General features: G+C 68.9%; 1 protein-coding gene. It reads right to left on the minus strand.

Annotated features, from left to right (window positions below):
* Positions 1–214, minus strand: a 214-nt coding sequence (locus HU735_RS26875) for an AraC family transcriptional regulator ligand-binding domain-containing protein (protein ID WP_186716498.1), incomplete at its 3' end; no start/stop codon positions are given.
* Between the last annotated feature and the right edge of the window lie 66 nt (positions 215–280).

A 280-nucleotide genomic window follows, 5' to 3' on the forward strand; every position in this document is an offset into this window, starting at 1 on the left:
GGCCCAGGGCGGGGTTGCCGGTCAGTTGGATGGCCGCATGGCCCAGGCGCATATAGCGCGGGATTGACAGGCGGGCACCGGCCTCGGCGAGGCGCGCCGGGTCCAGGCCGTATTGCAGCAGCAGGGGTTGTGGGTCCAGCCCATGGCTGTGGATGGCATCGGCCAAGGTGTGCACAAAGCCCACCGACAGGTCCCCCAGCCGTACCGGTTTCACAGCCAGATATTCAACAAGCGCGCGCCACGGGCCTCGCCGTCGGCGCTGACGTGCCCGTTGCTGCTG

It is taken from the genome of Pseudomonas sp. BW16M2 (assembly GCF_014268865.1).
In the GTDB taxonomy this organism is placed as follows: domain Bacteria; phylum Pseudomonadota; class Gammaproteobacteria; order Pseudomonadales; family Pseudomonadaceae; genus Aquipseudomonas; species Aquipseudomonas peradeniyensis.